Raw genomic sequence first — 25,470 nt, 5'->3', positions numbered from 1 at the left:
CAAGGCGCTGGGCCGGGCGCTAGACCAGGCGACGATGCTGGACCCCCGGCGGGGCGAGGTGCCGTCTACGAAAGGAACGTTGACGGCATAGTGGTTGGGTGGCTAACAAGCAGCCATGTGAAAGCGGAAAGGTCGCAACAGTAAAATGAGACCCGTTCATTGGGAATAAAATGTGTAGAATGACGGAGCTAGACGGCTTTGAGTACACGCGTGAAAAGTTGGAAGTTGCTGTTTGGAAATTGGCTACAGGCGTGGGTGGTATAAAGGAGCGCTTGGCAGACGCATATATTGAACTTGCAATACTCCAGGAATCTGATTTCCCACCTGAGCTAAGCGAAGAGTGGAGGCAGGTTCTCTTTGAGCTCACCAAAGGGAAAATGCAATACGAAACGGTTGTAAAGAACGGCCGATTGGTCGAAGTCCCAACAGGGCATCTTTATTCCACACTTCGCTACATGCGTAAGAGCAAAGCGCAGCGACTTGCTGAAAGGATATGTGTGCTCGCGGCGAAGATGAGGAGTTTTGGACCATGAGGGGCTGAGTCGATGCTGACGGGAAAAAAACAACATTGTTAAGTACGAAAGCGGCATGTACTGCTTACGAGTAAGAGGGCTTCTTGAGGATGGGCTTCAATGTCACTCATGGGTGGCTTCGCCGCGGAGTACCTGAAGGCGAGCGATGAGACGCTGTCGCATCTTGTAGAGGGTGTTCCATTCCATGGAGTCTGCCGTATCCGGCATCTCTCCGGCCTGATATCGTCGCCAGAACTCATCGGAGGTGAGTCCGTATTGACGCTCGAACTGTGCGAGCGCATCTTCGACGCGTTTCAGGTCGGCCTCGTCACGGGCAATCTGGCGGTCGGTTACTTTCCGTAGAGCGCTGTCGAGAAAGGCATCGTGGAAGCCCATCGCGTAAAGTCGCCTGAGGCGTTCCAGGCGATCGAGTGCCGTTGGAGAGTTCATCTCTACTGCTCCTGCGTGGCAGATTCAAGGTGCATTTGTGATGTACTTTATGTCATTAGGAAGTGTAGCATGGGCCTTTCGTCGGGTCAAGCGCTGGATATCGAGACGTGAGTATCCAGACAGGACTTCGACGCAGATACGCTCGTTGCGTCCATGAACCGCTGAGCGTGAGAGCAGGAGTGAGAGCTGATGTCCATGATTCAGTGTACATCTCTATATGGTGACAGAAAGCTGATTCCGAAGGAGAAATTGATTTTACGTCCTGCCGTTTATGGAGTTGTCGTGCATCAGGGAAATGTCCTTCTGGTGAACACACGTCATACCGGGAAATATTATCTCCCCGGCGGTGGCGTTGATTTGGGGGAGAGGATTGAAGATGCCTTGAAGCGAGAGGTCAGGGAGGAGACGGGGATCGAGGTTGAGGTGGAGGAATTTGCACATTTCAGAGAGGACTTTTTCTACTACGATCCGCTTGATGAAGCGTATCACAGTTTGCTCTTCTTCTACATCTGCAAGCCGAAGACCTTTGACTTGTGCGACGATGATCAGGTGGATGATGAGGAGGCGGAGAAGCCTCGCTGGGTAAACATACAAGGTTTGTGTGATGAGGATTTTCAAGATCACGGGGAGATCATCCTGGGACTGTTGCGTCCGTGGCGGGATTAGACGGCCTGGGTGAGGGCTTCTTGGTTCATAATCGGGCGTCTCGCCCGGCCTGCAGTGAGAAGAGGCGAGTATGATCGCGATCATGGATTATGAGATCGGCAATGTGCGCAGCGTGCAAAAGGCGCTAGAGCGCGCGGCCGCGGAGGTGGCCCGGCAGGATGGGGTCCCCGGCCAGGAGGTCGTGCTGACGGCGGACCCGACGATCATCGCCGCGGCGGACGGCCTGGTGCTCCCGGGTGTGGGCGCCTTCGGCCAGTGCATCACCAACTTCCGACGGGCTGGCTTCGAGCCGCTGGTGCGGGATGCTATCGCCCAGAGCAAGCCGCTGCTGGGCATCTGCGTGGGAATGCAGATGCTGTTCGACGTCAGCGAGGAGATGGGGGAGTGGCCGGGGCTGGGGATCCTACCCGGCCGGGTGCGGCGATTCGACCCCGGGCCGCAGCAACTGCGCATCCCACAGATCGGCTGGAACCAGTTGCATCACGATGGCTCCAACCCGCTGTTGCGCGGCATCCCCGATGGAGCCTACGCCTACTTCGTGCACTCGTACTACTGCGACGCGGCGGATCCAAACGACGTGATCGCCACCACCGACTATGGCATCGAGTATCCGTCCGTCGTGGGGCGTGGCCGGGTGTGGGGCATCCAGTGCCACCCGGAGAAGTCGCACAACGTGGGGCTGGCGATTCTGAGGAACTTCGTTCGTATTGTCCAACACGCAACACGCAACACGTAATACGCAATACGTATTGCGTATTGCGTGTTGCGTAGCGCGTGTGGGGAGGGAGCACTTGCGTGTAGAGATCCTGGGCAGCGGTGGGGCGATCACCACACCGCGCCCCAGTTGCCAGTGTCGGGTCTGTGCTGAAGCGCGTGAGAAAGGCATCCCGTACAGCCGGTCGGGGCCGTCCGTTTTCGTGCACGGGCCGGACGTGCTCATCGACACCCCGGAGGAGATCAAGGATCAGCTCAACCGGGCGCGTATCGGCCACATCACCGCCGTGTTTTACAGCCACTGGCATCCCGATCACACCATGGGGCGGCGCCTGTTTGAGACGCGCAACATGGACTTCCGTGGATGGCCGCAGCGTTCCCGATGCACCGATGTGTACCTACCACCGAAGGTGGCGGAGGACTTCCAGACCCGGCTGGGGCTCAAGGAGCACTTCGAATTCATGGCGCGGCATGGGACGGTGCAGCTCCACGTCTGGCCCGACGACGAGTGGCTGCATTTCGGCGGCTGGGACGTGCGCCACGTCGCGCTGGCGGCGGATTACGTGTACGCGTTCCTGTTCCAGCGGGGCGAGACGCGAGTGCTCATCGCCATGGACGAGCTGATCGGTTGGGAGCCGCCGGGCTGGCTGCGCGGCGTCGATCTGGCCGTGTTGCCCGCGGGCGTCTTCGAGTTCAATCCCTTTACGGGCGAACGGCAGTGCCCGGCCGACCATCCGCTGTTGAGGGTCGAGGCGACTTACCGACAGACGCTGGATATGGTCGAGGCGTTGTCCCCCCGCCGGGTGGTCCTCAGCCACATCGAGGAGCCGGACGGCTTGACCTACGACGATCTCTGTGAGCTGGAGCGGCGGTTGCGGGCGGAGCGCGGGTGGGATGTGCGGTTCGCGTATGATGGGATGGTGCTCGAGGTGGGGGCATCATTACGCAACACGTAATACGCAATATGCGGTCGTGTTGCGTATTACGTGTTGCGTAATGCGGAGTGGTGGAGACCGGTAAATGATCGTTTTCCCGGCGATTGATTTGCGGCGCGGGCGGGTGGTGCGGCTGCGCCAGGGTGACCCCGACGCGGAGACGAGGTACGGCGACGATCCGGCCGCGATGGCGCGCCGCTGGGTGGGCATGGGCGCCGAGTGGCTGCATGTGGTCAACTTGGACGGCGCGTTGGGCGGCGGTGAGGCGGAACTGAACCTGCAACGTCTGGCCGAGATCCGACGGGCCGTGGCGGTCCCGATTCAGTTCGGCGGCGGGCTGCGTACACTGGAGGATATCGAGCGGGCGCTGCAACTGGGAGCGACCCGGGTGGTTCTGGGCACGGTGGCCGTGCGACGGCCGGAGCTGGTCGCCCGGGCGGTGGAGCAGTTCGGCGCCGAACGGATCGTCGTCGGCATCGACGCCCGGGACGGGCGCGTGGCGATCCACGGCTGGCGGGAGGTATCCGAGATGGCCGCCGTCGATCTGGCCCGCCGCATGGCCGACCTGGGCGTGCTTCGTATCGTGTACACCGACATCAGCCGCGATGGGATGCTCACCGGCGTAAACGTCCAGGCGACAGCGGAGCTGGCGGCCGCGGCCGGGATCCCCGTCATCGCCTCCGGCGGCGTGCGGGGCCTGGACGACATCCGGGCGCTCAAGGCGGTGGAGGATCAGGGCGTCGAAGGGGTCATCACGGGGCAGGCGATCTACACGGGCGCTCTGGATCTGGCGGAGGCGATACGGGTGGCGGGGAGATAGGAGCAGGATGCAGGATACAGGATGCAAGATACAAGATGCAAGATGCAGGATCCAGGATGCAGGATGCAGGTGAGGGGGTGAGGGAGGATGCTGGCGAAGCGGATCATTCCGTGTTTGGATGTGAAGGACGGCCGGGTGGTCAAGGGGGTCAATTTCATCAACCTGCGGGACGCGGGCGATCCCGTGGAACAGGCGCAGGTCTACGACGCGGAGGGCGCCGACGAGCTGGTGTTCCTGGACATCACGGCCTCGCACGAGCAGCGGGATATCGTGCTGGATATGGTGCGACGGGTGGCGGATACCGTGTTCATCCCCTTCACGGTGGGTGGCGGCATCCGCACCATCGAGGACATGTCGGCGCTGTTGCACGCCGGCGCGGACAAGGTGAGCATCAACTCGGCCGCGCTGCGCAATCCTGATCTGATCACGGAGGGGGCCAAGCGATTCGGCTCGCAGTGCATCGTCGTCGCCATCGACGCGCGAAAGGAACCGGATGGCCGCTGGCAGGTGTACATCAACGGCGGCCGCATCCCCTTCGGCCGCGACGCGGTGGAGTGGGCGAAGGAGGCGGAGGATCGCGGCGCGGGGGAGATCCTGCTCACCAGCATGGACACCGACGGCACCAAGGCCGGATACGACATCCCGCTCACCCGTGCCGTCTCCGAGGCCGTGTCCATCCCGGTGATCGCCTCGGGCGGCGCGGGCGCGCTGGAGCACTTCTGTGAGGCGCTCACCGTGGGCGGCGCGGAGGCGGCCCTGGCGGCCTCGCTCTTCCATTATCGGGAGCTGAGCATCGCCGAGGTCAAGCGATATCTGGCAGAGCGGGGTGTGCCGGTGCGGCTGGTCGAGTGAACGGGATTGCGGGCGAGCGAGCCTGTGGGGAACGGCGAGAGAGCGAATCAGTGAATCGACGGGAGGGGGAATGGAAGTCGTCGATGTAGATGAAGTGAGGTTCGACGGGCGGGGGCTGGTGCCGGCGATCGTGCAGGACGCCGACACGGGCGAGGTGCTCATGTTGGCGTACATGAACGCCGAGTCGCTGCGACTGACGTTCGAGACCGGCGAGACGTGGTTCTGGAGCCGCAGCCGGCGGGAGCTCTGGCACAAGGGCGCGACCTCCGGGAACGTCCAGCGGGTAGTCGATGTCCGCCTGGATTGCGATGGGGATACGGTCCTGGTACGGGTGAGGCCGGCAGGCCCGGCGTGCCATACTGGAGCGCGCTCGTGTTTCTTCCGGAGGCTGGGGGCCGGGGAGCGTGAGGCGGATGGAGCGGAGAGCGGAGAGCGGAGGGCGGGGAGCGAGGTGCTTGAGCGGCTGTGGGAAGTGATTCAGGACCGGAAGACAAACCCACGAGAGGGTTCCTATACGTGTTCGCTGTTTGAGAAAGGCGCGGTGGAGATCGCCAAGAAGGTGGGTGAGGAGGGCGTGGAGACGGCTGTCGCCTCGTTGGGCGAGGATGACGAGCGCGTCCTGTACGAGGCGGCCGATCTCGTCTATCATCTGATGGTGTTGCTGGCCCATCGGGGTCTGACGTGGGCACAGGTGGAACAGGAGCTGGCCGCCCGTTTCCACTGATTACGCAACACGCAATACGCAACACGCAATACGCAATACGGAACACGCAACACGTTCAGGAGGACGAACCCCATGTTTACACGGGTACTGGGACGAAGCGGCGTCGAGGTGAGCGCGATGGGACTGGGCTGCTGGGCTATCGGCGGCCCTTTCTATCGGGACGGCAAGCCGGTTGGTTGGGGACAGGTGGATGATGACGAGTCGATCCGGGCCATTCACCGGGCGCTGGACCTGGGCGTCACGTTCTTCGATACGGCGGATGTGTACGGCTGTGGTCATAGCGAGCGCATCCTGGGGCAGGCGTTGGCCGGCAGACGGGATCAGGTGGTGATCGCCACCAAGTTCGGCAACGTGTTCGACGAGGCGACCCGGCAGATCATCGGGACGGACGCCAGCCCGGAGTATATTCGCCGGGCCTGCGAGGCTAGCCTGCGTCGCCTGAACACGGACTATATTGACCTGTACCAGCTCCATATCGGAAACTACGATCTGGAGAGGGCGCCTGCCGTGCGGGACGCGTTGGAGGAGCTCGTGGCGGAGGGGAAGATCCGTTCCTATGGCTGGAGCACGGACGATCCCGATCGAGCGCGCGTCTTCGCCCAGGGGCCTCATTGTGTGGCCATCCAGCAGCGCCTGAACATCCTGGAGGGCAATGAGGAAACCCTGGCCGTGTGCGAGGAATATAACCTGGCCAGCGTCAACCGGGGGCCGTTGGGCATGGGGCTGCTCACTGGCAAGTTCACGCCCGACTCCGAGCTGCCGGAGGACGATGTGCGGCGCACGCAGGGATGGGACTTCCGAGAGGGCCGGACGGCTGAGCGGCTGAAGATGCTGGAGAAGTTGCGGGGCATCCTCACCCGTGATGGCCGGACGCTGGCTCAGGCCGCTCTGGGGTGGCTCTGGGCGCGCAGTGAGAAGACCATCCCCATCCCCGGGTTCAAAACCGTCCAGCAGGTCGAGGAGAACGTCGGCGCGATGCGATTCGGCCCGCTGAGCGATGAGCAGATGCGGGAGATCGAGGAGCTACTGGCGGGCTGGTCGCGATGGCAATCGCGCGTGAAAGGCCAATCGTAAAGGCGAATGTTAAGCGTCATTACAGCGCGAAGTGCAAGGGCCGGTTATATTGAGACATACGATCTCATCGGCGAGGTCCGATGGGGGAGGATCCCCAGGTATCCAAAATCCTGATGATCGGTTTGTGGTGAAGCACGCTTGGCTTGCGAAGCCCTGCTACCTGAAGCAGGGCTTTGAGTTGTGCGGCAGACGGCTTCGTCTCATGGGATAGAAGAAGGAGGTGCAGGTCGGGCTCGAAGGATCTGGGTACATGTCGGATATGTATCGTGGTCATTGGCTATGACTGGAGCGATGGTGGTCATCACACACTTTCAGAGGGAATGGTAAGGAGGCATCGATGGAGTACGCTCATCTTGGTCGCACTGGATTGATGGTCAGTCGATTGTGCCTGGGGACGATGAACTTCGGCCCACACACCAGCGAAGCCGACAGCTTCAAGATCATGGATCGGGCCCTGGAGCTGGGCATCAACTTCTTCGACACAGCCAACGTGTACGGCTGGAAGAAGGGGGAGGGCGTCACGGAGCAGATCATCGGGCGCTGGCTGGCTCAGGGCGGCGGTCGTCGTGATCAGATCGTTCTGGCTACCAAGGTGTATGGGGAAATGGGCGATGGGCCGAACGACCGTCGGCTCTCAGCTTATCACATCCGCAAGGCGTGCGAGGACAGCCTGCGTCGCCTGCAGACGGATCACATCGATCTGTACCAGATGCATCACATCGATCGGGAGACGCCCTGGGAGGAGATCTGGCAGGCGATGGAGATCCTGGTGCAGCAGGGGAAGGTGCTGTACGTGGGGAGCAGTAACTTTGCGGGATGGCACATCGCCCAGGCGCAGTGCGAGGCGGCCAAGCGCAATTTCATGGGGCTGGTGTCGGAGCAGAGCCTGTACAATCTGGCGGCCCGCACCATTGAGCTGGAGGTGATCCCGGCCTGCCAGGAGTACGGGCTGGGGCTGATCCCGTGGAGCCCGCTGGCCGGTGGGATGCTGGCCGGAGCATTGCAGAAGGCTTCCGAAGGGCGGCGTGCATCGGAGCGGATGCAGGAGCAGGTGAAGAAGCACCGGGACCAGTTGGAGAAGTACGAGGCGCTGTGCCGGGAGCTGGGGGAGAAGCCGGCGGATGTGGCGCTGGCGTGGTTGCTGCACAATCCTGCGGTGACGGCGCCCATCATCGGGCCGCGAACGATGGACCAGCTGGAGGGAAGCTTGCGGGCGTTGGAGATCAAGCTCTCCGACGAGGTGTTGGCGAAGCTGGATGAGATCTGGCCCGGCCCCGGTGGCCCGGCCCCTGAGGCTTACGCCTGGTAAGTGTGAAGGCGGATATCAGGACATGGCGTCCCCTGAGGACAAGAGCGGGGTTTTCTGAAGGGGAGCTCCCCTTCAGAAAACCCTTTCAGTAGACCGGCTACAGCGGCGAGGTGGATGGGGAACATGGTCCATCTTCGTCGTCCGTCCGCCGTTGCATTTTCAGGCCGGTCGCGATAGCAGAATGTGAGATATCCAGTTTACAAAGCGAACGGAGGCGTGCGACATGATTCCCAAGCAGCCATTCGGTCGGACCGGACATATGAGTACCCGCGTTCTCTTCGGGGCCGCCGCGCTGAGCCGGGTGACGCAGGAGGAGGCGGATCAGACGTTGGAGGTGCTCCTGAAGTACGGCATCAACCACATCGACACGGCGGCCAGCTATGGCGACGCCGAGCTGCGCATCGGGCCGTGGATGGAACGCTATCGGGACCGGTTCTTCCTGGCGACCAAGACGGAGAAGCGCACGTATCAGGAGGCGCGTGATCAGATCCGCCAGTCGCTGGAGCGGATGCGGGTGGATCAGATCGACCTGATCCAGTTGCATAACCTGGTGGATCCGGACGAGTGGGAGACCGCGATGGGGCCGGGTGGCGCTTTGGAGGCGGCGATCGAGGCGCGGGAACAGGGCCTGGTGCGTTTCATCGGCGTCACCGGACATGGGGTCACGGCGCCGGTGATGCACATGCGCAGCCTGGAGCGCTTCGACTTCGACTCCGTGTTGCTGCCGTATAACTATCCTCTGGCGCAGAACCCGGAGTATGCCGAGAACTTCGATAAGCTAGTCGCCATCTGCCAGGAGCGCAACGTGGCCGTGCAGACCATCAAGTCCATCGCACGCGGGCCGTACGATGCCTATGGTGGGGAGCGCACGCACGCGGTCTGGTATAAGCCGCTGGAGGAGCAGGAGGACATCGACAAGGCCGTCCATTGGGTGCTGGGGCGCCCGGGGATCTTCCTGAACTCAGCCGGCGATATCACCCTGCTGCCCAAGGTGTTGGATGCTGCCAGCCGCTTCGATGGTCGACGGCCCTCCGATGAGGAGATGCAGGCCTTGATCGCCAAGCTGGAGATGCAGCCGCTCTTCACGTAATCGACAGGGGAAAGTACATACCCTTCGCCCCGCCTGGGATGCGATCACGCCCGGGCGGGGCTTTTGTGTTCCCGTCTCCTGTCGTCGACCCGTGGGGAGGACCCTGTTTGCGCAAATCGAAATTTTGTATAAGATATAGATATCCTCCTTGTCTCGTTAGACATGCACCTGTTCAACCGAAGATGCTTCCCTTTCCTCTCTGTCGATTGGACAGGGGACCCCGAAGCGTATGGGCAATGGGCTGAAGCCTCTCATTGGGGTTCGGCGTTTCGTCCAGCCCGATCGTCGGGGGCTGGATATGGATTCCCTCCCTTACTGTAACTCCAGAATCTCGTAAAAGGAGGTCCGAGATGAGCGAGCGCAACCGATTGACCCGGCGAGAGTTCCTTCGTTTGAGCGGTGGCGCGGCCGTCGCTTCCCTGGTGGCGGCCTGTGCCGGTGGAGCGCCTCAGCCAACCGCCACGCCTGCCCCTGCAGCTCCGGAGGCCAAGCCCACGCCCACCCCGGCTGAGGAGGTGCCCACCACCAAGTACAAGGAGGCGCCGCAGCTGGCCGAGCTGGTCAAGCAGGGTAAGCTGCCCCCGGTCGACGAGCGCCTGCCGGAGAACCCGCTGGTCGTTCAGCCGGTGGATCGCATCGGCCAGTACGGTGGCACCTGGCGCACGGCCCTGCGCGGCGGTGCGGACAACGCCTGGCTCCTTCGCACCATGGACTACGAGTACCTGGTGCGATGGGACCCCGACTGGACCAAGGTCATCCCCAACCTTGCCGAGTCCTTTGAGGCCAACGAGGACGCTACGGAGTTCACCTTCCACCTGCGCAAGGGCGTCAAGTGGTCCGACGGCGAGCCCTTCACCGCCGACGACATCATGTTCTGGTACGAGGACGTCTTCATGAACGAGGATCTCACGCCGGTGAAGACGTCCTGGCTGGTGACGGGTGATGAGCCGGTGACGGTGGAGAAGGTCGATGACTACACGGTGAAGTTCAAGTTCGCCGCGCCCAACGGCCTCTTCCTCCAGCGGATGGCCACGCCGTCCGGTTCCTACATCACCCGCTTCCCTCGCCACTACCTGGAGCAGTTCCATATCAAGTACAACCCGGACAACATCGACAAGCTCATCGAGGAGGCCGGCGCCACCGACTGGGTGAACCTCTTCCAGCTCAAGGGCTCCGGCGTACCCGGCACCCCCTACGACGCCCGCTGGCAGAACAAGGAGCTGCCCTCCCTCAACGCCTGGATCCTCACCACCGCCTATGGCGAGGGCACCCGCGTCGTGGCCGAGCGCAACCCCTACTACTGGAAGGTGGATCCCGAGGGGAATCAGCTGCCGTATCTCGACCGCATCGTGTACGAGGTGGGCGAGGACGTCGAGGTGCTGGTGCTGAAGGCCCTCAACGGCGAGATCGACATGCAGGACCGCCACATCGCCAAGCCGGCCAACAAAGCGGTCTTCGTGGACAACATGGAGAAGGGCGGCTATCACTTCTTCGAAAAGATCCCCAGCAGCATGAACATGCTGATCATCGCCCTCAACCTGACCCACAAGGACCCGAAGATGCGGGAGATCTTCCAGAACAAGCACTTCCGCATCGGCCTGTCCTACGCCATCAACCGGCAGGAGATCATCGACCTGGTGTGGGTGGGGGCGGGCGAGCCCTTCCAGGCGGCGCCACGGCCGGAGTCGCCCTTCTACAACGAGCGGCTGGCCAAGCAATACACCGAGTACGACGTGGACAAGGCCAACGAGCACCTGGACATGGTCCTGCCCGAGAAGGACGACGAGGGCTTCCGCCTTCGCCCGGACGGCGAGCGCCTCTCCTTCTCCATCGAGGTGGCCGCCACCCAGACGGACCGCATCGATGCCCTCGAGCTCATCCGGGGCTACTGGAAGGCGGTGGGCATCGACATGCAGGTGAAGACGGAGGACCGCTCCATCCTGTACACCCGCAAGGAGGCCAACGAGCACGACGCGGTGGTGTGGGGCGGCGATGGCGGCCTGGACGTGATCCTGGAGCCGCGCTGGTACTTCCCGTACAGCGCGGAGTCCAACTATGCCGAGCTGTGGCAGTTCTGGTACAATAAGGACCCGCGGGGCGAGGAGCCGCCGGAGCCGACCAAGAAGCAGATGGAGCTGTACGATCAGCTCAAGGCCACGGGCGATCCGGACAAGCAGGCGGATCTGATGAAGCAGATCCTGGAGATCGCCGCCGATCAGTTCTACGTCATCGGCATCAGCCTCCCGCCCAAGGGCTATGGCATCGTCAAGAACAACTTCCACAACGTGCCCAAGGTGATGCCCGGCTCGTGGCTGTATCCGAATCCGGCGCCCACCAACCCGTGCCAGTACTTCAAGGATCCCATCGACTGAGCGGGCAGGCGTGGACAAACCCGTAAGGGCGGTGCACGTGTCGCCCCTGCGGGAGCGCGATCGTACGTCCATGGGGCGGGGGATGCCACCCTGCCCCATAGACATCCATAATGAGCCATGCGGTTGCATCCCTGGGGAGGTCCGGAGGGGCTTCCCCTCCGCACCTCCCCTTTCAGATGCGAGCGCATGGGGAGCGGAAAAGCGGAGGCAAGCGTTTCATGCTTCAGTATATCGCTCGGCGCCTTCTCCTGATGATCCCCACCATCATCGCGATCTCCATCGTCACCTTCATCATTATCCAGCTCCCCCCGGGGGACTACCTGACATCCCTGGTCGCGAACATGGCCCTGCAGGGGGAGGACGTGGATCAGGCCGCATTGGAGATGTTGAAGACCCGCTACGGCTTGGGGCAGCCCGTCTATATGCAGTACCTCAAGTGGGTGTGGGGGATCATCTCTCGTGGGGATTTCGGCCAGTCCTTTGAATGGAACAAACCGGTGACGGATTTGATCTGGGAGCGGCTCGCCCTGACCTTCGTGCTCTCCCTGAGCACATTGCTCTTCACTTGGATCGTCGCCTTTCCCATCGGCATTTACTCCGCGGTCCGACAGTATTCATTGGGGGATTATGTTTTCACCTTCCTGGGATTCATCGGATTGGCGACGCCCAACTTCCTGCTGGCGCTGGTGCTCATGTACATCTCCTTCAAGTACTTTAATCAAAGCGTCGGCGGGCTCTTCTCACCGGAGTTCGTGGAGGCCCCCTGGAGCTGGGCCAAGATGGTTGATCTGCTCAAGCATTTATGGATCCCCATGGTCATCCTGGGGACCAGCGGGACGGCCGGGCTGATCCGCATCATGCGCGCCAACCTGTTGGATGAGCTCCATAAGCCCTATGTGGTTACCGCCCGGGCGAAGGGCCTGTCAGAGCGGAAGCTGCTTTTGAAATACCCGGTGCGGGTGGCCCTGAACCCCTTCGTCAGCACCGTCGGATGGACGCTCCCCGGCCTGGTGTCCGGCTCGGCCATCGTCTCCGTGGTGCTCAGCCTGCCGACGACCGGACCCCTCCTCTTACGAGCGTTGATGTCGCAGGATATGTATCTGGCCGGCAGCTTCATCTTAATGCTCAGCGTGCTCACCGTGATCGGCACGTTGATCTCCGATATCTTGCTGGCGTGGCTCGACCCACGTATTCGCTATCAGTGAGGGATGCCATGACCATCAGAGACGAGGCACCCGAGGTCACGCTCTCCCCTCAGACCGCGCACCAGGAGCCCGCTCAACAGAAGGAAGCCACCGTCTACGTGGCCTCTCAGTGGCAGCTGATGTGGTGGAAGTTCCGCAAGCATAAGCTGGCCATGATCGGCGGGACGGTCACCATCATCATCTATCTGGTCGCGCTCTTCGCCGAGTTCCTGGCTCCCTTTCCCCCGGACAAGTACAGCGTCCGCCACACTTACGCGCCGCCTCAACGGCTCCATCTCATCGATCGCACGGAGGAGGGTGTCCGTATACGGCCTTATGTGTATGGCTATAAGGTCGAAGTGGATAAGGAAGCCTTGCGCCGTACGTTCGTGATCGATGAGTCCGTGAAGCACTACGTGCGCTTCTTCGCCAAGGGGGAGCCGTACAAGCTGTGGGGCCTCATCGAGATGGACGTCCATCTGATCGGGCCGGTGGAGCCGGACGCTCCCATGTACCTGTTGGGGGCCGATCGTATGGGGCGGGATATGCTCAGCCGCATGATCTACGGCACCCGGATCTCCATGTCCATCGGCCTGGTGGGGGTGGCCCTCAGCCTTATCCTCGGCATCCTCCTGGGCGGCATCTCCGGATACTATGGGGGAAGCGTCGATAACCTCATTCAGCGCATCATCGAGTTCCTGCGCTCCATTCCGACCATCCCTCTGTGGCTGGGGTTGGGCGCCGCGCTGCCTCCGGATTGGCCGCCCTTGCGCATCTACTTCGGGATCACCGTCATCCTCTCGCTCATCGGGTGGACGGGGCTGGCGCGCGTGGTGCGCGGCCGCTTCCTCTCCCTGCGAGAGGAGGACTTCGTGTTGGCGGCGCGGCTGGACGGCTCCAGCGAGCTGCGGATCATCATGCGGCACATGGTGCCGTCCTTCCTCAGTCACATCATCGCCTCCATCACGCTGGCCATCCCGGGCATGATCTTGAGCGAGACGGCGTTGAGCTTCCTGGGGCTGGGGTTGCGTCCTCCGGTCGTGAGCTGGGGGGTGCTTCTGCAGGAGGCGCAGAACGTGCGCTCGGTGGCCACGGCGCCGTGGCTGCTGATCCCCGGCCTGGCGGTGGTCGTCGCAGTGCTCGCCCTGAACTTCCTGGGCGATGGGCTGCGCGACGCGGCCGATCCGTATGCTTGATCTCATGGGCGTGGAGGACGCATGGCCAACCAGGACATGCTTTTAGAGGTGAAGGGATTAAAGACGTACTTCTTCCTGGACGAGGGTACGGTCAAGGCCGTCGATGGCGTGGACTTCGATATCCGGCGCGGGCAGACCTTGTGCGTCGTGGGAGAGAGCGGTTGCGGGAAGAGCGTCACGGCCCGATCGATCCTGCAGATCGTGGATCCGCCAGGGCGGATCGTGGAGGGCGAGGTCTTGCTTCACCGCCGGGTGGGAGGGAACGGCTCCAGTCAGACGACGGAGGTGCTGAATCTGGCGGCCCTGGACCCGCGTGGCCGGGAGATCCGGGCCATTCGGGGGCGGGAGATCTCCATGATCTTCCAGGAACCCATGACCTCCCTCAGTCCCGTGCATACCATCGGCAACCAGATCATGGAGGCGATCTTGCTGCACATGCCCGTGACGAAGGAGGAGGCCCGGGTCCGGGCCATCGAGATGCTGGGGCGTGTGGGGATCCCCAAGCCGGAGCTTCGGATCGATGATTACCCGTTTCAGTTGAGCGGCGGCATGCGCCAGCGCGCCATGATCGCGATGGCGCTCTCCTGTCGCCCCAGCCTGCTGATCGCGGACGAGCCCACCACCGCGCTGGATGTCACCACCCAGGCGCAGATCCTGGACCTGATGCTGGAGCTCCAGGAGGAGCTGGGGATGGCCATCATGCTGATCACCCATGATCTGGGCGTGGTGGCGGAGATGGCCGACGACGTGGTGGTCATGTACCTGGGGCATGCGGTGGAGCGTGGCGACGTCGACTCCATCTTCCACGATCCGAAGCACCCGTACACGCGGGCGTTGCTCCGCTCCATTCCCAAGGTGGGGCTCAAGGCCCGCGAGCGTCTCGACTCGATTCGTGGCATGGTGCCGGATCCCTACAATCGGCCCGCCGGCTGTCTCTTCCACACACGGTGTGACGAGGCCATGCCCGGCGTGTGCGATCGCGTGATCCCGCCGCGCATCTTCCTGGGCGATGGTCGGGAGGTCCGTTGTCTGCTTTATAGCGACGAATACGGTGGAGCTCGATAATGGCGGACTTGATCTCTCAGAACGGCGATGTCCTGCTGGAAGTCAGGGATCTGAAGATGCACTTTCCCATTCGGCGGGGTCTCCTGCGTCGGGTGGTGGGATATGTGAAGGCGGTCGATGGCGTGAGCTTCTTCATCCGCAGGGGGGAGACGCTAGGGCTGGTCGGCGAGAGCGGCTGCGGCAAGACGACCACCGGGCGGTGTATCCTGCGGGCGTACGATCCCACGAGCGGCCAGATCCTGTATCGCCGCGAGGATGGGCAAGTGGTGGACCTGGCGACGCTGGATCGCCGGGCGCTCAAGCCGTATCGCCGGGAGATCCGCATGATCTTCCAGGACCCCTACTCCTCGTTGAACCCTCGCATGACGCTGTTGGAGATTGTGGGCGAGCCGCTGAAGGTGAACAAGGTCGCCACGGGCAAGGAGCTGGAGGATCGGGTGGCCATGTTGCTGCGGCGGGTGGGGTTGCGGCCGGAGTATATGCGCCGCTATCCCCATGCCTTCAGCGGCGGTGAGCGCCAGCGCATCGGCATCGCCCGCGCGCTGGCCCTGGATCCCCGGCTGGTGGTGGCCGACGAGGCGGTGTCCGCCCTGGACGTCTCCGTGCGGGCTCAGATCCTCAACCTGTTGCAGGATCTGCAGCAGGAATTTGATCTGACCTATCTTTTCGTGGCCCACGACCTGAGCGTGGTGGAGTATATCTCCGACCGGGTGGCGGTGATGTATGTGGGCAAGCTGGTGGAGTTGGCGGAGACGGAGGAGCTGTACATTCACCCCAAGCATCCGTATACGGAGGCGCTCCTTTCCGCCGTGCCCAAGCCGGACCCCCGGCTGCGGGATCGCAGTCGCCGCATCGTGCTGCAAGGGGACGTGGCCGACCCGGCGAACCCGCCCAGTGGATGTTATTTCCACCCGCGCTGCTTGTATGCACGGGACCGTTGCGCGGAGGAGGAGCCAACGCTGCGGGATATCGGTGGGGAGCACTTCGTCGCCTGCCACTACGCCGAGGAGCTCTCCTTGAAGGGCGTGGTCGGCGAGGGAATGGTGGCCTGAGATGCAGGGAAACTCCCGACGGTTCTGGCACCTGCTCCCGTTGTATCTGGCCTGTTACGTGGCCTGGGGACTACTCTCCGCTTTGGGCTTGTGGCTGGTCTTGTTGTGGCGGATCAACCTGATCGATCTTGTGGTGATCCTGCGACTGGGCCCATGGATCTTGGGCGCTCTGGATAAGTTCGGTGTCTTCCTGTTGGGCCTGATCTGGCTGGCCTGTGTGATCGTCCTGGAGGGCTACCTGCGAGGCGGTGTAGAGAAAAGCCTGTTGTGGCATCGGTCTAGCCGGGTGTTCCTGGTGGAGGTCATCCTGATCGGGATTTCCCTGGGGCTGCAGTGGCTGCTGGGCCCCATGGGGCCTTTGAGCTCGGGGAGGTAGCGCCGCCTCCACCATGCGAGCACGGCGAGCCATGGAGAGCGTGGGCGGTCCCGTCCACGCTTGTTGTTTGCGCACCGGTTCGGTGCGTTCTTTGGTACTCAGGGGAAGCTGTAGATGCAGGAGGAGGAGTCATGCTCTGCCGGTACAATCCGATCGATATCGAGCGGGCGTTGCATGCGGGAGCGTCGGATCCTCCGTTCCCGCCCGCGGCCGACCGCGCGGCCTGGGAGGCGGTTCGCGCCGTCCTGGGCGAGGAAGCGGTGTCGGAGATGATCGCCCAGGCCGAGGCGGACGCCGAGAGCCCGATCCCGGCGTTGCCGGCCACCCTGTATCTGGAGTTCGTGCGCATCGGTCAGCGGGAGGGATATCAGGACCCGATGGCGCGTCGGCGCCAGATGCTGTGTCGCCTGGCCCTGGCGGAGTGCCTGGAGTATCAGGGACGCTTCCTGGATCCGTTGCTGGACGTGGCCTGGGCCATCTGCGAAGAGAGCAGCTGGGCATATCCGGCGCACCAGCGCGCCTTGACGGATATGGAGCATCCCGTGATCGACCTGGGCGCGGCCATGACCGCTCTGTATCTGGCCGAGCTGGACCTCCTCCTGGGGAGGGAACTGGATCCGGCCCTGGGGAAGCGGATTCGCTATGAGGTCGATCGCCGGTGTTTCACTCCGTATCTGACCCGGCACGATCACTGGTGGCTGTACAACACCCACTTGCGCAACGTGAACAACTGGACGGCCGTGTGCAACGGCGGCGTGGTGGGAGCGGCGATCTACCTGGAATCCGATATGGCCCGTCTGGCGGAGATCATCGCTCGCGCCGCCCGCTCCCTGGATGACTATCTGGACACCTTCGACCCCGACGGGGGATCGTCTGAGGGGCCCGGATACTGGTCCTATGGCTTTGGCTATTACACCATCCTGGCCCACCTGGTGGAGCATCGAACGGAGGGGATGGTCAATTTCCTCGATGGAGAGCGGATCCGGCGGATCGCTCAGTATCCGCTGCGCACGCTGCTCAGCCCGGGCGCCTACGTGAACTTCTCCGATTGCAATCGGCGTGTGCGGCTTACCGCTCCGCATCTGGCCTATCTCGCCCGGCGATTGGATCTGCCTGACCTCATGCGGCTGGCCCGGGAGCAGGAGGAGAGCCCGAGGGAGCGGATGCTCTCATGGGGGCTGCGCGGCCTCTTCTGGCGTCCGGAGGATGAGCCGGCGGGGCGCTTTGTCCCTGCCCCGCACGACTGGTTCCGGGGCATGATGTGGATGATCGCCCGCTACGATCCGGCGGACCCGGGAGCCCTGGTGCTGGCCGCCAAGGGAGGGCACAACGGCGAGATGCATAACCAGAACGATGTGGGGAGCATCATCGTCCACGTGCGTGAGGAGTCAGTGATCGCCGATCCCGGGCGCGGGCGGTATACCCGGGCGTACTTTGGCCCGGAGCGCTATGAGCACTTCGTGAACTCCTCTCGCGGGCATTCCGTGCCCGTCCCCAATGGGCGGGAGCAGCTCCCCGGTCGGGAGCACGGCGCTGAGCTATTGGAACATCGGGCCGATGAGATCATCGATTTGCTTCGGCTGGAGCTGAGGGGCGCCTATCCCGGGGAGGCCGATCTGGCCTCGCTCCAACGCACCGTCGCCCTGCATCGGGAGCCGCCGCGGGGTTGGGTGGAGCTGGTGGATGACGTTCGGTTCGCCAGCGGGCCCGGCATGCTGGAGAGCGTGCTCATCACCTTCGGCCAGGTGGATATGGGCGCGTCGGAGGTGACGTTGAGCGGAGAGCGGGGCGCGCTGCGCGTGCGCTTTGATCCGGATGCCGTTTCCCCGCGGGTGGAGGAGGTCAGGGATGTGGACCTGGCGGAGGGCCGGGCGGACATCCGGCGGGTGGTGTTCGCCTTCGCCGAGCCTCGGGAGGAGGGGACGATCCGGCTCCGCATTGAGCTGGCATAGCATCTGACGAAAAAGCGTGCGATCCGCGGCGGATCGTGCCATGCTGGTGTCGGCTCACAACTTCGCTGGCTTAGAGCGTGTCTGAAAATTTACCGGCAAGATGTTCTGAGGGGGCTCCCCCAACGACCAGATCCACAGGGGGAGGTGTGGAGGGGTCCTCCCCTCCACGGAAATCCCACTTTTCCGGCCTGCACCTGCCTCTCTCGGCCCTGCCCGAAGGACTTGGGCCGAGGCCAGGCAGGTCGAGGGCAAAAGAAGGGCTTTTTCCGGAGGGGCGGAGNNNGAGGGGCGGAGCCCCTCCGGGCCTCCCCCCAGCAGAAGCAACAGCGTTTTTCAGACACACTCTTAGGGAGTTACGGGGAAGTCGGACAAGCTGTGGTGGCTCCTACGCCCACTGGCCGGGCGTGGGAGCCCGGCCAGCTGTGGTCCCCTCTCTATGCTGTATGGGCATCCTGCGAGGGTGTGGATCGGGGGGATGGGATATGTCTGAGACGGTTGTGGTCGGCCCCCGGCTGACCGATGAGCGGTTCTTTACGGAGCTGATCGATACCACCCGCCCGGGTCTGGAAGGCATCCCGGCCGCCGTCGCTGGTGGCGATCTCGCCACGGCCCGTCGGTTGTTCGCCGCCGAGGTGCGCCGCACGCTCCAGCCGGAGCGGCTCCTTCGTATCCAGCGGGATTTCCGTGGCTACAGCTACATGTACCCCGGCGAGACCATCGCCCAGGCCGCCGAGCGTATCCTGCGGCTGGAGCTGATCTCCTGCAGCACGCCGCACCGGTTTGAGGGCGAGGTGGATTGGGAGGCCAATCCTACGTATAACCAATACCGGGAATGGCCCTGGCAGCTCAACCGCCACTACGAGTGGGCCATCCTGGCCCAACGCTACCGTGAGACCGGCGACGAGCGCTACGCCGAATGCTTCGTTCGGCTGTTCCGTAGCTGGGTGCGCCAGGCCATTGTCCCCGAGGACGCGCCCAGCGGCGCCACCTGGTGCTGGCGCACCATCGAGGCCGGCATTCGTATGGGCGGCCCTTGGCAGTGGGCGCTACATAGCTTCTATCGCTCGCCCCACTTCACCGATGATGACCTGGTGGATTGGTACAAGTCCGTGTGGGAGCACGGCTGGCGGCTGAGGAACTTCCACCGGGAGGGCGGTAACTGGCTCATCATGGAGATGAATGGCCTGGCCCAGATCGGCATCCTCTACCCGCAGTTCCGGGACGCGCCTGCCTGGAAGGCTTATGCCTTCGGCCGGCTGGTGGAGGAGCTGGATCGGCAGGTTTATCCCGATGGCTTCCAGATCGAGCTCTCCACCGGCTACCATCAGGTGGTCATCCGCAACTATCAGTGGCTGTGGGACGTGTGCGAGGCTTACGACGAGCCGGTGCCGGACGCCTTCCGCTCCGGGTTGGAGCGTGTGCACGCGGCCAACGTGCGCATGATGATGCCCGACGGCCGTCTGCCCGACGTGAACGACGGCGGCTGGCTGGAGGTAGCGCCGCTCATGGAGCGGGCGGCGGCCCTCTATCCCGAGCGAGATGACTTCCGCTGGGCCTACACGTGCGGCCGGGAGGGCTCACCGCCGGAGGAGACGTCCGTGGCCTTCCCATACGCCGGTTACTACGCCATGCGCACCGGCTGGAAGCCGGACGCGGTCTGGGCGCTGTTCGACGGCGGCCCCTTCGGTTACGGCCATCAGCACGAGGACAAGCTGAACCTGCTGCTGCACGCCTATGGCCGGCTGCTGCTCACCGAGGGCGGCAACTACGCCTACGATACCTCCGAGATGCGCCGCTATGTGCTCTCCACTCGCGCCCACAACACCGTTCGCGTGGACGGCCAGGATCAGAATCGCCGGTTGCACTTCCGGCGGGAGGATCTCGATCTCACCCGGCCGGCCGGCGCCCTCTGGCGTAGCACGGATCGCTATGAAGTTGTCGAGGCCGCGTACGATGAGGGATATGGCCCCGAGGCGGATCGCACGGTGACGCATCGACGGAAGGTCATCTTCCTGAGGCGAGGGTTCGACGGGCTGGGACCTTGTATCCTGGTCGTCGATCGGCTGGAGCCGGCGGACGGAGAGCTGCATCGGTATCAGGCGCTGTGGCATCTGAACACGGAGGCGGCCGAGGCGCATGGACTGAGCGTGCGGAGCGCCGATCTGGACCAGGCCAACCTGGCGATCATCCCCGCGCCGCTGCCCGGCCTGAGCGTGCGAGTGGTGAGCGGACAGGAGAAGCCGGAGTGGCAGGGGTGGAAGTCGATCGGGAATCACCAGCAGGGAGAGTACGCGCCGACGCCGACGGCCGTGTACGAGTGGGTGTCGACCGGCCCTGTGCGGCTGGTCACGCTGCTATACCCCGTGCGGCCGGGCGAGGCATGTCCGGTGACCGGGCTCGACGCGCCCGTCGAGACCGACGCCACCGCCATCCGCCTGGCCCTGGCCGACGGCCGGGTCATCGGGCTAGACGAAGGTGAATTCCCCGCCCGATAGGGACAGCCTTGTTCGCATCAAATTGAGCGTTACATCGACTGGTAGGGGCCGGGGCACCTGGCCCCTACCGCTTGCTGCCAACCGGATGGGGCTTGAGGCAATGCGCTCCGGCCCTGCAGCGGTGGTGCTGCGATGTGCGCTTCCTACGTTCGAGATGTCCAATTCCGGACGCGGAGCTACGCACCAGTTCCCATCCCACTCGATCACCGCTGTGAAAAACACTTTCCTCACGGCAAACCATTACTTGGTCGAACCCTCAGACGGCCTTGGTGCACCATGCACCGATACTCCGCAGCGAGTGGCAGCTTGGCGCAGGGCTTCGTCTTGCGTGGCCAGGGGAATCCCCAAACGCATGGCCAAGTCCAGGTAAGATGCATCGTAGGTGGAGAGTCTCTGCTCACGGGCTAAGGCCAGGATCTCTCCGAACATTCGTTCCGGCCTTGTCGGCTCTATAGTGATGGGCAGCTCTTGGAGAAGGGAGAGGAACTGCACCGTGTCCGCCTGGCTCAGTCGTCCCCGGCGTTCCGCCACTAATAACGCATTCCCGACCTCCAAGGGCCAAATCGCGGGTACGAAGGCTTCTCCTTCAGCCAACGCATCCAGGACCGCCTCCGTATAAGGGTTCGTCTCATCCTCAAAACCCCAAGACAGCGCAACCGAGGCGTCCAGCACGAAGGCATTACTGGCGCTCACAGTCGACCCTCCTCAACCAGATCGCGTAGCCGAAGACCACCCAAGCGACGCCCTCGGCGGAACGTCCTCAAGGCTTCCACCACCTTCCGGGCTTCGACTTGACGGGCAGGCGTGACGGGCTCCAGGGCCGCTATGGGCACCCCGTGCTTGGTGATCACGATTCGCTCTCCCCGGGCGACCCGCTCCAGGAGTTGGGAGAGATGCGTTTTGGCCTCATAAGCTCCAACCGTCGTCATCTTTTGCCTCCAAATAGACCAGTCTAAGACCAGTATAACCCAGAACGCCATCAAACGCCAACTCAGCATTGCGTCTAGTCTTGCTCATCGCTTCCCAGATACGCCCGCACCAATGACTTGAACCGCCCTTTCTCGGCCCTTTCCGCAGGACCCAAGCCAAGGCTGGGCAGATCGAAGGCGGGAGAAGGTTTTTCCGGAGAGGCTTCGCCCCTCCAGACCTCTTCATAGCAGAAATAAAGGCATTCCTCAGACACGCCCTTGGAGGCAGCGAGGGTGCAGGGCCTCACCTGTATTTCCCCCTCTCTGCGCTTTCTGCGACCCCGTGGTGAGATGCGGGTGATCACCATGAGTTGGGTGGTGCGCAGGGCCGACTGGTCTTTGGGGGGGGGACACAGTTTGTCCCGGTGTCGAGCGTTTCGGGGCCTCGGTTGGTAGGCGCGATGACTTCTCGCTCGAGGTTTCCTCGTCTCGGGGCGAGGCAATCCCGTCATTCACGCGTGGCGTCGTGGACAACCATCCGCTCCTATGCTATGCTCTTTATGCTTGCCAACAGTTTTGAGCGTCTGCTCTTGCCAGAACCACAACGATGTGCAAAGCGATGGAGAAAGCGAGGAAATGCTATGCATCGCGATCTCTATTTCGAGCCATCCGATAAGACCCTGGCCGCTGCCCTGGCCCAGCTCCGGGCGGATCCGCCCGGCCCGTTGAGCGGGCTGGCATCGCTGGTCGCCCGGCTAAGTGAGGGGGAGGAGGCGCCGTTGCCCGACCATGAGAGCCTGTTGCGCGATCTGGCCGAGCATCCCCTGCCCTACGTCCCGGAGCTGAGGCCTGATCCCGGCGACCTGTGGCCGACCGCGATTCGCGGCCTGCATTTGCTGCTGGCCCTGGTCGACGCACTGCCTGATCTGGACGATGATCGGGCCAGGGCTTTGCTGCGCGCTCTGTATGACCACGCCGAATTTCTCTATTGCTTCAATGTGACCCGCTCCCTGACCGCCCGGGCGCTCAATGGCATCTTTTTGACCCTGGCCGGATTCTGCCTGACCGGCTTCCCCGCGGCGGAGCAGTGGCGGCTTGTCGGCATGACCCGGCTGCTCAGCCATCTGGAGCCCATCGGCAGCGCGCTGGAGCAGCCCGGTATCCAGGCCGCCAGGGACCTTTTCGGCGAGGAGTGGATGTATCGGGTGCCTCGCCTGCGCGATGAGCCGTTTGGGACGCTGGCCACCGAGGTGATCCTGTGGGTGGCGCTGAGGGCCCGGCAGACGGGGCTCCCGCTGATCCCCGCCTGGGCCGAATACTACTTCCACCTCACCGGTGAATCTCTGCGCCACGATCGGTGGGTCGGCCTGCGTGTCGTGACGGATGAGGAGTTCTGGGACGCGATCGATCTGGAGCGGCCGGAGCTGGCCAAGGTGCGTCAGGCGGTAGAGAAGGGGGACTACGCGACCGCTCGCGAGGCGTACATACGGCACGTCGCCCGGCTGGCTTCCCTACGGGATGAGTACTTCGTCGGCCGGGAGACGGACGTAGACCTCACGGAGGCGGATGAGATCTGCCGGGACATCTTCACGCTGCACGCCCACATGCACCATCGTCATCAGTTCACCGATGGCGTGGACTGGACGCTTATCCTCTTCCGGGACCTGGAGTCCAATGTCTCCCTGAATTATCACTATCACCCATACGTGCTCGCGATGGCATTCCGTCGCACGGGCGATGAACGATATCTGACGCATCTGATCCGCCTGTTGCGCTCCTGGCAGGAGGTCTCGCCCGTGCCCGACCGCTGGCAGCCGCTGTTGCAGTGGCGCACTCTAGAGGTGGGCAACCGCTCCGGTCAGGTCTGGCCGATGATCTTGATGGCCGTGGCGGATCAGCCGCGCTTTCAGGGGGAAATGCTGTTCGATATGGCCCGCTCCTACCTGGAGCATGGCCGTTACCTTCTGGCGCACCAGGCGCTGTTCGGCAACAACTGGTTCCAGGTGGAGAGCACCGGCCTGGGCGTGACGGCGCTCCTGTTCTCGGAGTTCAGGGAGTCCGAGCGCTTCTGGCACTGCGCGCTGCGCCGGCTGGAGTGGATCAACCGGGTGTGCTTCCTGCCGGACGGCTTCCAGGCGGAGTGCTCCACCACCTATCACTGGTTCCCGGTGCGCGGCCTGACCTCCCTCTACGAGCTGGCCCGCCTCACAGATCGTGACCTCCTCGAGGAGTTCGCCGACCTGGTCGAGCGGGCGATGGCCGTGTACGTCGGCATTGCCCAGCCGGACCTGAACGTCCCGCTGCTGAACGACTGCAGCCCGGCGCTGCTCTCCGTGGTCGGGCCGCTCACGCTGGCGGCCAAGCTGTTCCCGCATCGGGATGACTTTCGGTATCTGGCCAGCCGACGGGGCGAAGGGAAGCCGCCGGATGTCACCTCCATCGCCTATCCACACGCGGGCTACTACATCTCCCGCAGTGGCTGGGACGAGGGCGCGCTCTACGTGATCTTCGACGCGGGCTACTACGGCCTGGGACATCAGCACGAGGATAAGCTGAACTTCGTCCTCTACGCGCACGGTCGACCGCTGATCCACGATCCCAGCATCTACCAGTACAAGCGGGATGAGTTCGAACCGTACTGGCGCGGCCCGCGCGGCCATAACGCCATTTTGGTGGACGGCAAGGGGCAGAACCGCCGCCTGCTGAGTCGCCCGGAGCCGCGGCCCGATCCGGACACGGTCTGGGTCGTGGGCGAGCGTTGCGACTTCGGGCTGGGCTGGTACAAGGACGGCTTTGCTACCCGCTCTATCGGCTATGTGCCCTCTGAGGAGGACCGGGCCTCGCTGGATCGCTCCATCTGGCATGCTCGCGCCCTGTTCATCGTCAAGGGGGAATACATCGTCCTGGCCGACTGGGTGCTGGGCGATGGGGAGCACACGGTGGAGCAGATCTTCCACCTGGCGCCCATCGTCGAGGCTCAGCGGGGGGACGGCGTGCGTCCGGGCGCCATCGTCCAGGAGGGGGATGGCGTCGTGCGCAGCGCTGAGCCCGAGCTGGGCAACGTGGCGCTGATCCCCGCCTTCCCGGAGCGGCCCGGCGTGCGCGTTGAGACGGGGCAGCTCGACCCGGTGCGAGGCTGGGCGGCGTTGTACGGGAAGCAGCCTGCGCATGATGTGACGTACACCTTGCACACGACATTGCCGGCCGCGTTGCCCGTGGTCCTGTGGCCTCAGCCGGCGGGCCAACCCTCGCTCCCGCGGGTGGCGCTCGTCGTCGCGCAAGCGGAGGAGGGGCATCCCGTTGCCCTGGAGGTGACGACTGACGAGGCGGTGGACCTCTTCATCCTGGCCACGAAACCCGTGTCGGTTCGATGGGAGGGGGGCGCCTTCGACGGCCAGGCGCTTTGGGCGCGTCGCGACGCCTCCGGGGCGATCCGTCACATCGCCGCCGTGCGGGCCTCCGGGCTCACCCTGGCCGGGCAGACGATCCTGAAGGCGGCGGAGCCGCAGGAACTGTTCGAGCGGTCCGGCTCATGAGGTGGTGGGAGAGGCGACTCATGAATCGCCCTATTCGCATCAACCGAACAGCATGGGCGAGGCTCCCGCCTGTCGCTTTTTCCCTCCACGGGCGGTCGCACCTGAAAGGGGAGGTGCGGAGGGGAAGCCCCTCCGCAGAAAAACTCTTTTTCTCGCCTTTTACCTGCCTGGTTGGGGCTTTGGCCGGT

23 protein-coding genes are annotated in these 25,470 nt (G+C 63.5%); 20 read left to right on the top strand and 3 right to left on the bottom strand.

Annotated features, from left to right (window positions below; translation table 11 throughout):
• Both GXP39_06475 and GXP39_06470 read left to right on the top strand, forming a co-directional pair.
• Window positions 1-91, top strand: a 91-nt coding sequence (locus GXP39_06475) for an imidazoleglycerol-phosphate dehydratase (GenBank protein ID NOZ27684.1), incomplete at its 5' end; no start/stop codon positions are given.
• Between the two features lie 88 nt (window positions 92-179).
• Window positions 180-533 carry a hypothetical protein gene (locus tag GXP39_06470; protein ID NOZ27683.1) on the top strand — a complete coding sequence of 118 codons (354 nt, stop codon included), beginning with the start codon at window positions 180-182 and terminating at the stop codon, window positions 531-533.
• A 102-nt stretch (window positions 534-635) separates the two neighbouring features.
• Here the strand turns inward: GXP39_06470 and GXP39_06465 are convergent, their stop codons facing one another.
• Window positions 636-962 carry a hypothetical protein gene (locus GXP39_06465; protein ID NOZ27682.1) on the bottom strand — a complete coding sequence of 109 codons (327 nt, stop codon included), beginning with the start codon at window positions 960-962 and terminating at the stop codon, window positions 636-638.
• A 189-nt stretch (window positions 963-1,151) separates the two neighbouring features.
• Here GXP39_06465 and GXP39_06460 point away from each other — a divergent pair, with 189 nt between their 5' ends.
• The 17 genes from GXP39_06460 (at window position 1,152) to GXP39_06380 (ending at window position 20,838) form a co-directional block, all read left to right on the top strand.
• Window positions 1,152-1,628, top strand: a complete 477-nt coding sequence (locus GXP39_06460; GenBank protein NOZ27681.1) for an NUDIX domain-containing protein — start codon at window positions 1,152-1,154, stop codon at window positions 1,626-1,628.
• A 70-nt stretch (window positions 1,629-1,698) separates the two neighbouring features.
• Window positions 1,699-2,364, top strand: coding sequence for an imidazole glycerol phosphate synthase subunit HisH (gene hisH / locus GXP39_06455; GenBank protein NOZ27680.1), 666 nt, complete (start codon window positions 1,699-1,701; stop codon window positions 2,362-2,364).
• Between the two features lie 55 nt (window positions 2,365-2,419).
• Window positions 2,420-3,298 carry a hypothetical protein gene (locus GXP39_06450; GenBank protein ID NOZ27679.1) on the top strand — a complete coding sequence of 293 codons (879 nt, stop codon included), beginning with the start codon at window positions 2,420-2,422 and terminating at the stop codon, window positions 3,296-3,298.
• A 64-nt stretch (window positions 3,299-3,362) separates the two neighbouring features.
• Window positions 3,363-4,097: a 1-(5-phosphoribosyl)-5-[(5-phosphoribosylamino)methylideneamino]imidazole-4-carboxamide isomerase gene (gene hisA, locus GXP39_06445; protein NOZ27678.1), complete on the top strand. Its 735-nt coding sequence runs from the start codon at window positions 3,363-3,365 to the stop codon at window positions 4,095-4,097.
• An 87-nt stretch (window positions 4,098-4,184) separates the two neighbouring features.
• Window positions 4,185-4,949, top strand: a complete 765-nt coding sequence (hisF, locus tag GXP39_06440; protein ID NOZ27677.1) for an imidazole glycerol phosphate synthase subunit HisF — start codon at window positions 4,185-4,187, stop codon at window positions 4,947-4,949.
• 70 nt (window positions 4,950-5,019) lie between these two features.
• The gene (locus GXP39_06435) at window positions 5,020-5,673 is read left to right on the top strand and encodes a bifunctional phosphoribosyl-AMP cyclohydrolase/phosphoribosyl-ATP diphosphatase HisIE (GenBank protein ID NOZ27676.1); all 654 of its coding nucleotides are present in this window, start codon (window positions 5,020-5,022) and stop codon (window positions 5,671-5,673) included.
• Between the two features lie 72 nt (window positions 5,674-5,745).
• Complete coding sequence (locus GXP39_06430; protein NOZ27675.1) at window positions 5,746-6,747, top strand: aldo/keto reductase; 1,002 nt, start codon at window positions 5,746-5,748, stop codon at window positions 6,745-6,747.
• A 337-nt stretch (window positions 6,748-7,084) separates the two neighbouring features.
• Window positions 7,085-8,056 (top strand): aldo/keto reductase, encoded by a 972-nt coding sequence (locus GXP39_06425; protein ID NOZ27674.1) that lies wholly within the window; start codon window positions 7,085-7,087, stop codon window positions 8,054-8,056.
• Between the two features lie 223 nt (window positions 8,057-8,279).
• Window positions 8,280-9,146 carry an aldo/keto reductase gene (locus GXP39_06420; protein NOZ27673.1) on the top strand — a complete coding sequence of 289 codons (867 nt, stop codon included), beginning with the start codon at window positions 8,280-8,282 and terminating at the stop codon, window positions 9,144-9,146.
• A 350-nt stretch (window positions 9,147-9,496) separates the two neighbouring features.
• Window positions 9,497-11,518, top strand: a complete 2,022-nt coding sequence (locus GXP39_06415) for an ABC transporter substrate-binding protein (GenBank protein ID NOZ27672.1) — start codon at window positions 9,497-9,499, stop codon at window positions 11,516-11,518.
• A gap of 218 nt (window positions 11,519-11,736) precedes the next feature.
• Window positions 11,737-12,723, top strand: coding sequence for an ABC transporter permease (locus GXP39_06410; protein ID NOZ27671.1), 987 nt, complete (start codon window positions 11,737-11,739; stop codon window positions 12,721-12,723).
• An 8-nt stretch (window positions 12,724-12,731) separates the two neighbouring features.
• Window positions 12,732-13,898: an ABC transporter permease gene (locus GXP39_06405; protein NOZ27670.1), complete on the top strand. Its 1,167-nt coding sequence runs from the start codon at window positions 12,732-12,734 to the stop codon at window positions 13,896-13,898.
• Between the two features lie 21 nt (window positions 13,899-13,919).
• Window positions 13,920-14,963, top strand: coding sequence for an ABC transporter ATP-binding protein (locus GXP39_06400; protein ID NOZ27669.1), 1,044 nt, complete (start codon window positions 13,920-13,922; stop codon window positions 14,961-14,963).
• A complete protein-coding gene (locus GXP39_06395; protein NOZ27668.1) occupies window positions 14,963-16,015 on the top strand; it encodes an ATP-binding cassette domain-containing protein in 1,053 nt (350 codons plus the stop codon). Before GXP39_06400 ends, GXP39_06395 begins: the two co-directional genes overlap by 1 nt.
• A gap of 1 nt (window position 16,016) precedes the next feature.
• A complete protein-coding gene (locus tag GXP39_06390) occupies window positions 16,017-16,391 on the top strand; it encodes a hypothetical protein (protein ID NOZ27667.1) in 375 nt (124 codons plus the stop codon).
• 131 nt (window positions 16,392-16,522) lie between these two features.
• Window positions 16,523-18,343, top strand: a complete 1,821-nt coding sequence (locus tag GXP39_06385) for a heparinase (protein ID NOZ27666.1) — start codon at window positions 16,523-16,525, stop codon at window positions 18,341-18,343.
• A gap of 482 nt (window positions 18,344-18,825) precedes the next feature.
• A complete protein-coding gene (locus GXP39_06380) occupies window positions 18,826-20,838 on the top strand; it encodes a hypothetical protein (protein NOZ27665.1) in 2,013 nt (670 codons plus the stop codon).
• Between the two features lie 240 nt (window positions 20,839-21,078).
• Here GXP39_06380 and GXP39_06375 read toward each other — a convergent pair whose 3' ends face one another.
• Both GXP39_06375 and GXP39_06370 read right to left on the bottom strand, forming a co-directional pair.
• The gene (locus tag GXP39_06375; GenBank protein NOZ27664.1) at window positions 21,079-21,531 is read right to left on the bottom strand and encodes a type II toxin-antitoxin system VapC family toxin; all 453 of its coding nucleotides are present in this window, start codon (window positions 21,529-21,531) and stop codon (window positions 21,079-21,081) included.
• Window positions 21,528-21,767, bottom strand: a complete 240-nt coding sequence (locus tag GXP39_06370) for a type II toxin-antitoxin system prevent-host-death family antitoxin (protein ID NOZ27663.1) — start codon at window positions 21,765-21,767, stop codon at window positions 21,528-21,530. Before GXP39_06370 ends, GXP39_06375 begins: the two co-directional genes overlap by 4 nt.
• A gap of 620 nt (window positions 21,768-22,387) precedes the next feature.
• On the opposite strand from GXP39_06370, the gene GXP39_06365 reads away from it, so the two are divergent.
• Complete coding sequence (locus tag GXP39_06365; GenBank protein ID NOZ27662.1) at window positions 22,388-25,282, top strand: hypothetical protein; 2,895 nt, start codon at window positions 22,388-22,390, stop codon at window positions 25,280-25,282.
• The last annotated feature ends 188 nt before the right edge of the window (window positions 25,283-25,470 follow it).

The sequence above is a fragment of the Chloroflexota bacterium genome (assembly GCA_013152435.1).
GTDB lineage: Bacteria > Chloroflexota > Anaerolineae > DUEN01 > DUEN01 > DUEN01.
This window is presented reverse-complemented; position numbering and strand designations above follow the sequence as displayed.